The organism is Alphaproteobacteria bacterium (genome assembly GCA_026400645.1).
In the GTDB taxonomy this organism is placed as follows: Bacteria; Pseudomonadota; Alphaproteobacteria; order Paracaedibacterales; family CAIULA01; genus JAPLOP01.
In genome coordinates this window covers 1-9,460 of sequence record JAPLOP010000041.1, presented here as the reverse complement: position 1 = coordinate 9,460, position 9,460 = coordinate 1, and the positions used below count along the sequence as shown (strand labels likewise).

At 47.4% G+C, this 9,460-nt stretch carries 10 protein-coding genes; 8 read left to right on the top strand and 2 right to left on the bottom strand.

What is annotated here, in order from left to right; all coding sequences use genetic code 11:
• The 8 genes from NTX76_06465 to NTX76_06430 form a co-directional block, all read left to right on the top strand.
• On the top strand, positions 1-909 hold a 909-nt coding region (locus tag NTX76_06465; protein MCX7338901.1), incomplete at its 5' end, for a flagellar hook-length control protein FliK.
• Positions 909-1,685 carry a hypothetical protein gene (locus NTX76_06460; protein ID MCX7338900.1) on the top strand — a complete coding sequence of 259 codons (777 nt, stop codon included), beginning with the start codon at positions 909-911 and terminating at the stop codon, positions 1,683-1,685. The genes NTX76_06465 and NTX76_06460, both read left to right, overlap by 1 nt.
• A 12-nt stretch (positions 1,686-1,697) precedes the next feature.
• Positions 1,698-2,999 (top strand): flagellar hook-basal body complex protein, encoded by a 1,302-nt coding sequence (locus NTX76_06455; GenBank protein ID MCX7338899.1) that lies wholly within the window; start codon positions 1,698-1,700, stop codon positions 2,997-2,999.
• 9 nt (positions 3,000-3,008) lie between these two features.
• Positions 3,009-3,737, top strand: coding sequence for a hypothetical protein (locus tag NTX76_06450; GenBank protein MCX7338898.1), 729 nt, complete (start codon positions 3,009-3,011; stop codon positions 3,735-3,737).
• 2 nt (positions 3,738-3,739) lie between these two features.
• Positions 3,740-4,036 carry a hypothetical protein gene (locus tag NTX76_06445; protein ID MCX7338897.1) on the top strand — a complete coding sequence of 99 codons (297 nt, stop codon included), beginning with the start codon at positions 3,740-3,742 and terminating at the stop codon, positions 4,034-4,036.
• Positions 4,033-4,419: a YraN family protein gene (locus NTX76_06440; GenBank protein ID MCX7338896.1), complete on the top strand. Its 387-nt coding sequence runs from the start codon at positions 4,033-4,035 to the stop codon at positions 4,417-4,419. The genes NTX76_06445 and NTX76_06440 overlap by 4 nt, the downstream gene beginning before the upstream one ends.
• Positions 4,416-5,006: a BON domain-containing protein gene (locus tag NTX76_06435; GenBank protein ID MCX7338895.1), complete on the top strand. Its 591-nt coding sequence runs from the start codon at positions 4,416-4,418 to the stop codon at positions 5,004-5,006. Before NTX76_06440 ends, NTX76_06435 begins: the two co-directional genes overlap by 4 nt.
• Positions 5,007-5,139: 133 nt before the next feature.
• A complete protein-coding gene (locus NTX76_06430) occupies positions 5,140-7,023 on the top strand; it encodes a BamA/TamA family outer membrane protein (GenBank protein MCX7338894.1) in 1,884 nt (627 codons plus the stop codon).
• 13 nt (positions 7,024-7,036) lie between these two features.
• Here NTX76_06430 and NTX76_06425 read toward each other — a convergent pair whose 3' ends face one another.
• Complete coding sequence (locus tag NTX76_06425) at positions 7,037-7,636, bottom strand: non-canonical purine NTP pyrophosphatase (protein MCX7338893.1); 600 nt, start codon at positions 7,634-7,636, stop codon at positions 7,037-7,039.
• On the bottom strand, positions 7,633-9,460 hold a 1,828-nt coding region (locus tag NTX76_06420), incomplete at its 5' end, for an efflux RND transporter permease subunit (GenBank protein ID MCX7338892.1). The genes NTX76_06420 and NTX76_06425, both read right to left, overlap by 4 nt.

The following is a 9,460-nucleotide window of genomic DNA, read 5'->3' as shown; positions in this document are numbered from 1 at the left end:
ATGGATCCCGTGGTCAAGCCACGGGATGACGGGGTGGGTGTTCTGCGGGAAATCATCCGAGAAAGGTATATAGAAACCGAAAAGATGCCAACCTTAGATGTTGCCCCACCCTTTCTTTTAAGAGATCAAGATCAAATTTTGAATCCATTATGGACCCAACCATGGCAATCCACAGAACTCCCCGTCCCGATAGCCCAGCTTGCCACCGAAACAGTCATCCCTGATCAAGTCGATTTTTTCCCATCGGATCCGATTGATTTGACGGCCACCCCGAACAACAGGATATTTCATACCCCTGGCTTAACGGGATCCAACCCACCTCAAAGGCCGGATCCCAGAATTGAATTACTGCAACAACCGATCGTGAATTTCCCCCTTTTGCAGCAACCAGCCCTCCTTGAAAACATGATTGATCCTGACGGCATTGACGGTGACAAAATTGCCGTCGTTATAGGCAAATCTGCATTTTCTGCCAAAGACGAAACAGAACCCCAGGAAGATGAAAACCCCCAACAGGATCTTGATGTATTACGACCCGAACATATTCATCAAAAACAAGAATCATTAAGGGAATCCCGCGAAAAAGCACCCGAAAAACTAGCCCAGAATTCAACAACAGCAGCCATGAATGCCGAAGTAATTCAACAGGTGATGCAAGATTTTCGGCAACAACTTAATCGACGATCGACAAATCTGCGAATCCCCATTCACCATGATCGATTCGGGGATGTGGAGGTGCGATTGACCATTAAAAACGGATCTGTATCGGCATCCTTTATGGCGGAATCCGATGAAATGATTCAACTGTTAGCCCAACACCGCCATGAACTAGAAGATATCTTCCAGGAATCAGATCTTCAAACCGATGCAACGTCCCTAACATTTTATAAAAAAGAAGGATTATTTTAATGAGCTTTGATGTAAGTAGCGTAAAAGCCCCACCCCAATTAATGCGCACTCTGGACCAGAAGGAACCCCTAAAAAAGGCCGATACCCACGGTTTAACAAAATTCCTGGGGGAGGATGCCGACAAACAAATTGAATTCACGATGCGGCTTTTGTTGGCGCAGATGGAGAATCAAATCCCCGGTAATGAAACGGATACAACCGAAATGGTGCGTTCCATTATGGGCATCGTCACAACCGCCCAGCAGGGAAAAATGGTTTCCCTGGCAGAGGAAGGCAATCGCGTGAATTCGGCCCTGTATTCGTTAACCACCACGAATTTGGAGGGCGACATCGTCGAACACGAAGGGGATTTATTCACCATTGATGAAGCCATAAACGATGGGACACAAGACATCAACGTCAGCCTTCCGGAAAATGTAGCCCAAGCAACATTGGTGATTGCCGATGGCGATGGGAATCTTGTTCGGGCCCTGCCGGTTCCAACCAGCGCCGGAAAACACAAACAAACGTGGGATGGGACCAATGAATCCGGGGCAAAAGTCACCGGAAATTATGTGGTATCCCTGGTGGCAGTCAACGGAAGCGGGGCGCCAATCGGTGGCAAAGTAACCCTGAACAGCGTCATTACATCCGTTGCCTATGACGATGAAAATCTGCCCGTTTTAATGGCAGGCGATATTGAAATACGAAATTTTGAACGACATCAACGACCAAGATTACCACAAGGGGCTTATCCTAATCCACGCCCCATTGGCAATGTTGGCATAAATTTATAAGGAGACTAAAAAATGCTTAAGAATGGAAGTCCATTAAATTTAAATACAAGCATCAGGGGGGCAGATGTCTATAGTCGCCAGTTTGGTGGCTTGGCACAGGATCTAACCGCCGCTGGGGCCGTCGCCGGTCGTGGGTCAGATACGTTTATCACAGCCTTTGAAACCAATGGCCAAGCCGGTGTACAAAGCACAAATATTCGCTATCTGAATCAAGTTGGCCTGCCCATAAATTCACAGGTCGCCACGCATTTTAGTGTGGCCGGACAAGGATTCGTACCCGTAAAGGATCAAACAAACGCCAATGGCAATTTGGGTTTTACGCGCGATTGTACGTTTGATATCGATGCAAATAAGAACTTTGTCAATAATTTGGGGCAGTATTTGCAAGTTTTTATGACAGATCAAAATGGCAACCCCCTTAGCCCTGACGTCAGCTCAACAACCAATTTAGTTCCACTCAATGTTGGTACCATCGTCAGTCCGCCGGCGGCCACGGCTAACATATCAATGGGGCTCCAATTGCCATCGGATATTATTGCCGCCCCAATTGGAACGGTAAAAACAAATTCCGTCAGCATGTATGACTCTTTGGGTGCCAAAAAGAACCTGACATTCACATGGACGCGAACCGATGCCAGCGTTACAGCATACAACAGCGCACAAGCGACTCAATCATGGACATTGTCCGTTCAGGGGCCAGCGGGGTCAACCGTGCCAGCACCCTATCAGGCCGGAATGCGTGTGGAATTTAATGCCCAAGGCCAACCCGTCATGTATAATACTCAGAACGGCGGAGTAGCAGCTGTAGCACCCCCAAACTTGGCAATCCAGTGGGGGGCGGGCTCTCCCGCAGCAAACTCCACAATTGCTCTGGGGCTTGGGGCCGTTGGAACGTCAACCGGCATCGCGTCTGTGGGCAGCCAATTTTCCGTCAATTCAGCCACAGCGGATGGGTCTTCGCCCGGTAGTTTTAAAAGGATTGATTTTGATGAAAATGGATATGGAACCGTAACCTTTTCAAACAACACCCAGGTAAAACATTGCCGTATTCCCGTGGCTACGTTTAACAATATTAATGGATTAGGGGAAAGCCAACCGGGAATTTTTGTCCCAACAGGGGATTCGGGACCCTGTATGATGTATTTCCCAAAGGATGGCGGAACGGGGGCGCTTGCTCCTGGCACGTACGAAGGATCGTCAGTCAATGCGACGTCCATTTATGTTAATATGATCCAGGTCCAAAAACAGATGATTGGGAACTTAAAAGCAATCGAATCCATCAAGAAAATTTTTGATCGACTGGATCAGATATAGGGGTGACAGGTGCGGTATTTTATAATATGTCTGCTTGTTTCATATGATTTGGCAGCCATGGTTGGCGATGGAATTCATAAACCAGACGATTATGCTTGCCTTGCCTTTAGCGCCCGACCATATTCGTCGGCGTGCCTTGTTCATGACAAAAAAAATAGCGCATCGCAAACGGGGGTTCTTGTGGCCCCCACCGTCGTTCTGACCGCTGCGCATGGGGCCATGCTAATGGTCAAGGGGAAATCCATCGACTCAGCAACGAAATTAATCCCTGTTGAGGGTGTCGTTGTTGTTTTTCAAACCCAGGATCGATACGGCAGACAAACGCAAGTGTCGTACGATGTCGATGCCGTTTGGATTGATGGTCGGTACCTTGAAAGCACCAACGGGGCAGAGGCCAAGCACGACAAAGCCTTTCTAAGGCTTAAGCACAAAGTTACCGAAATTGAACCAGCCGATGTGTTCATGGAATCAGAGGTCCCACAAGATGCACCATTGACCGTCGTAACGTTTGGAAATTCAGATATCACTCTTTCTAAAAAAATAACAAAACGCGCCTTTTCCCTGTATGAACGTGACACGTTTTATCCGGCCCCCTGGGATGGGGATGCGCTGGCATTGAACCGCATGGCCTTATATTCATCGCTGTTTTTTAAGCCCGACGAAACATTGGCCAAGCCCACAGCCGGAACCGATGAAATCAACATCAGAACGTATGAAGCAACCCACCTTATGGTTTAGCCTTGCCCGGCACAAGTGGGGCCCCTGTTTTTGTGACACTCAGCAAAGGTGGCTCAATAAAAGAGTATTTATTTGGCATTGTGACCAGTTATTCCAGTTTATCTGGTCACTTTCAAACCTTTAGGGGCGAGGGGGAATTAAACTATATCTTGGGCCATGCAACGCAAACCATGGGAAGCTATCAAACAATTTTTGCATCCCTGTACAGGGAACAAGCAGCGACAAAGCAATCGGATCAAAACTATCGACTGGATCCAGAATTCATATCCTGCCTTCAACAAATTCAAGCCAGCCCATGACAACGGCCGATCAAAAAGGAAGACTAGCAGAAGGTTATGTTCGGCAATTGCTGCAGAAAAAAGGATACGAAATCCTAGCCCACCGATACAAATGCAAACATGGCGAAATTGATTTTTTGGCCCTAGATTTCAGCGGTGATGGGAAAACCCTGGTCGCGATCGAGGTTAAATATCGAAAGACCTTCGACGATGCCGCTGAATCGATCACCCTTCGACAGCAACAGCGCATCAAAAACAGTGTATTGGATTATTTATCGCGCCTTTCGAACAACGAGGGCAATTCAGGTGATAACTTTTCTTCCATTCGGTTCGATGTTGTTTTATTATGCAAGACAAAGGCACCAACCTATATCGAAAACGCTTGGCAAGTTGAGGAAGAATGAAAAAACAATCATATACAACATTATTAGCGACGGTAATGATTTTATCATCGTGTGCACCTGTAATTATTGGCGGCGGTGCCATGGTTGGTGGTCTGGCAACACGCGAGAAGGGTGTAACAGGAACGATGACTGACAGCCAAATATCGGTCACGCTAAAGGCGCGTCTATATAGTCACAACCAAGACCTGCATGCAAAAGTTGGCATCAATGTGCAAAACGCTGAAGTTTTATTAACCGGATCGGTCCCAGAACAGCAATGGCAAGTTGATGCCGAACGAATTGCATGGGACGTCAAGGGGGTCAAGCATGTCATTAATAATATCGAGGTTTCAAATGGCGCTGGCTTTGGCAGCATCGTTGGCAGCATATCGCAAGACGCATGGATTACAACGCAAATCAAATCAAAGCTAACATTTGCCGAAAATGTGAATTCCCTAAATTACAGCGTCAAAACCGTTGGTAGTGTTGTTTATATTATGGGAATTGCCCAAAACCAAGACGAACTTAACCGCGTCACAACAATAATCAGCAATATCAGTGGCGTCAAAAAAGTCGTCAGTTACGCCCACCTTAGGGACGAAGCATAATTGCACCCAATATGAACAGAAATATACCCCTTCCAGATGATTTTCTGCAGAACAACCCTCCCGTCACCCCGTGGCTTGACCACGGGGCCCATGTGGATCCCGCGATCAAGTCGCGGGAGGACGTGTGTGGGGAATGATCTGGAGTGGGTATAATGGCATTAGGGTTTTTTTACTCCTCTCAATGCTCCTTGGAATCAGCGGGTGTCAGTGGGTTGATGCCCCAGACAAATCAGACCCCGCAAACGAAAACCATGCAGAAAGCGGAATACCCTATACAACGGTGCTGATCCATCCACTTAATTCAGATACAGAATCGGCCCTGCGCAATGGATCAACATTAATAAAACTTGAAAATCGCCCACCCATTTCAGAAGCTGGCTTGATTAAAAGGGCAGAAAAAGATGTCGTAGAATTTAAAAAGATTTTGGCATCAATGGGGTATTTTTCCGGAACGGTGGATTTTGAAATCCACATGGATGAAAGTCCGGTTCGCGTTGAATTCAGGGTTGTCCCGGGCCCCCTTTATAAAATAGGGAGCGTGAACCTGTTGTGTTCAAACGACCCTGCATTTATGGCCGATCAGACCCCTTTGTTAACAGCCGACATTATTGGATTGCATGTTGATGATACGGTCAATTTATTAAAGGTCCAAGCTGGGCGGGAAAGAATCAAAAAATATTTTCAAAAGTCCGGATATCCCTTTGTTGATATTGGGGAACCAGAGGCCATTGTTGATCATCAAAATCACTTGCTCCACATTCATTATTTTGTAACCACAGGACAAATAGCGCGTATCGCCCACACCAACATCACCGGCCTTAGTCATTTATCATCTGCGTATGTTCACAATCGCGTTTTATGGAAAGATGGACAAATTTATAATCAAGCATTGGTTGATAAAACACGCCGAAAATTGCTGTCAACGGGGCTTTTGGCCACCATTAATATTGCCCCAGAGAAGCAAGGCCAAGCAGACCAAGGCCAAGAACAGCCCATCGTCCTGCACGTCAAGGCAACAGAAAGCGCCCCCCGGGAACTGGGAGCGTGCGTACGTTATGCAACATCAGAAGGAATCGGTGGACATATTTTTTGGCGACACAACAATGTTGGGGGACACGGCCAACGTTTTGAAGCATCGCTGAAATCGACAAAGCTCGAGAAAAAAGCAAAAATCTCCTATGATATCCCCGATTTTTTGACCCCCCAACAAAGCTTAATGAATGAAGTTTCTGTCGTAAGGGAAACAACCAGGGCCTATTCTGGTCACACAACCAATGCCGGGATGCGCCTGCAGCGCCCGTTATTTCAGCACGTTACGGGATCCCTGGGCGTTGTCGGAGAAAAAGGGCGTATCCAACAGGAAACAACCGTTTACAATACGCGTCTTGTGGGGTTACCTGGCGATCTCAAGATCGATACAACGGACGATCTTTTAGACCCAACAAGTGGATTTAGGGCAAACGGAAAGGTAACGCCCTATTGGGGCAGGGCAGACAAAAACAGGGGTATGGTTATTGGTCAGGCCGGGGCCTCTGCCTACTTACCCTTTATGACGAATGAGATCGGCGAAAGTCGGGGAGTGTTAGCCGGTTTTATAAGGGGGGGAAGCATTTTTATGCAAAATACCAACGGAATACCACCCAACAAACGATTTTATTCTGGGGGTGGTGGCTCCGTGCGCGGATATGGATATCAGCTTTTGGGCCCACTAGATACACTACGAACGCCCCTGGGTGGACGGTCCTTGGCAGAATTGGGGGCGGAATTACGCCTAAAAGCATCCGAGACAATCGGTTTCGTTACGTTTCTAGAGGGGGGATCAGTTACAACGAACAAGATACCTGATTTTAAAGATAAGACCCTGTTATGGGGCGCAGGCTTTGGGGGGCGATATTACAGCCCCATCGGCCCAATCCGACTGGATATTGCTTTCCCCCTTAAACGTCGTCGTGATTCGACGGGAAACGCCATCGATCGATCGTACCAATTTTACGTTAGCATCGGTCAGGCGTTTTAAGTTATGGCTACCCTCAAAAACAAGATTCGACCAACTGCTTGAATGCCTTTGCCCGACCCGATAAAGCGTATCGTTGCTCTGGGGGCATTTCAGCGGCGGTTATCGCAAAGCCTTTAGGAACAAAAACGGGCGTATACCCAAAACCTTGACCCCGCTCGGGAAAGGCAATATGCCCATCCCAATGTCCGGTGAATGTTTGCGTCTGGATTTCCCCATCATGTTCCGGCCAAGCCAATGCAAGGGCGCAGGTAAAATAAGCCGATGCGTCGTCCACCCCGTGCAATTCTTTTTCCAGTCGGGCGATGGCTTTACCCATGTCGCGGTCTAGGCCAGCCCAGCGGGCTGAATAAATTCCAGGCTGCCCCCCGATTGCCGGAACAACCAAACCACTATCATCAGCAAGCGACAAAAGGCCTGTTCTTTGTGCACAATGGCGCGCTTTTAGCAGGGCGTTCCCAACGAACGTGTCTTCTGTTTCTTCGGGATCAGGAATGTTCATGTCGGCTGCCGACAAAACCTCTATCGGGTACGATGCCAAAAGATAGGCAATTTCATCAGATTTCCCTTTATTATGACTGGCAATGACGATTTGTTTTTCTGTGATTTTTTTCATGTTAGGCTTTCTGTGATATAAGGTCTGTCTTTCCAACCTTGCATATAAACAATATCAAGGGTCGCTATAATGCCCCCATCGGGATGCGAAAAAAGATCCCGATAAACGTGCTCTACCCGATCCAGGTACTGCCTGGACAATGGCGGCGCATCCATTTGATGCAGCGCATTCGCAGAGGCAGAATTTCGTATATCCATTAAAAGGCGCGCTACATTTGGATATTGGATAGTCACGCGATCAGTGTCAGACACAGGGCATGCAAATCCAGCGCGCTGCAAAAGGGTGCCGGCATCCTTTGCGTGGATTAAGGGTGAAAAACGAGCACCGATCCCGTTATGGAATTCAGCATCCACCTGCTGAAAAACAGTTTTCAGTTCATACAAACTGTCGCCACCAATAAAAACAGCCAGGAATAACCCGCCTGGTTTTAACGCCATCGAGCACTGAGTTAAAAATCCAGGGACATCGTTGATCCAGTGAAGGGAAAAAATAGTGACGATCAAGTCGATGTTTGAATGGGCGATTGGCAAATAATCCTCGTCGCACACAAGATTCAGATTATTCGTTTGTTTTTCAAAAACGAAAGGCGCCAAAATACTTTCGGATTGAATAAAGATGGAATCGTTATTTGGTTGGAATCCTCGACGAAATGCCCCCTGATCGTATCCAATTTGCCAACACACAGGGAAATTTCTGGGGGCAAGGGACAGGCGCGCATTCAGTCGCTCTGCTAATTCTTCGTAAAGATCACAAAGATATTCATGGTTTCGAGGAAAATATCGCTTTTTCCGGTGTTCGCGCAAACGCCTGTTGAATATCGTTGGTGGCTTATGCAATTTGCGGGCTCGGACTATCCTCCACTCCCCTTTTCTTGGCGAGATACGTATAAAACGCCGGCAGGTTGCCAAGGCTAACGGCAGGGCGCCCAGAACCATTGCGAATGTGGTCATCAGAATTGGTCTCAGACGAAGACGGGATGCTTCAACAATAGCTTCCTGTAAACTCTTGCCAGACACCCTCAATTTATTCGCAAAGTCGACAATCAAAATCCCGTGTTTGGTGATCAACCCGATCAGGGTTATCAACCCAATATTGGAATATAAATTAAGACTTCCCCCACTGATCAAGCTTAGCGTTAAGACAGCCCCCGCCAATGACAAGGGAACACTCAGGATAATAATGAAGGGATCACGCCAGCTTTCAAACTGTGCTGCCATCACCAGATAAATAAAGCAAAGCGCCAACCCAAAAACAAGCTGCACGGTTCGCCCCTCTGTCAAGAACCGCTTGGTATCCTCAATATAATCCAATCGCATATCGGATGGCATGACCTCTGCTGCAATCTCGGACACCTTTTTAACGCCATCCCCCAGGCTATAGGACGGCTTTAAAGCAGCCGTCATTGCAATCGCCCGTGTTCTGTTGTGGTGATGAATTTCAATCGGGCCAGACCGTGAATGGACCCGTACCAATTCTGACAAAGGAACCAGGGTTCCGTCTTTGTCGCCCGCCTTTACAAAAAGGTTCGTGATGTCATGGGGTGTTTGACGGGATCTATTTTCGACCTCTACCTTAACATCATATAATTTGTTTTCCCGCTTAAAGGAGTTGGCTTTTTTACCACGAATAAGGGAATCAATCGTCTCCGCAATGGTTGCAGGTTCGATATTGAGGGAGGAGGCCACATCCCGAATAATCGTGACGGTAAAATCTTCTGTATCCCCCCTGATTTCTGATCGTACACCCAAAATCATTCCCGATTCATACAGGGCTTGCGTTATGGTACTGGCAACACTTTTTAATTCGCTGTAAGGTTTATTCCCG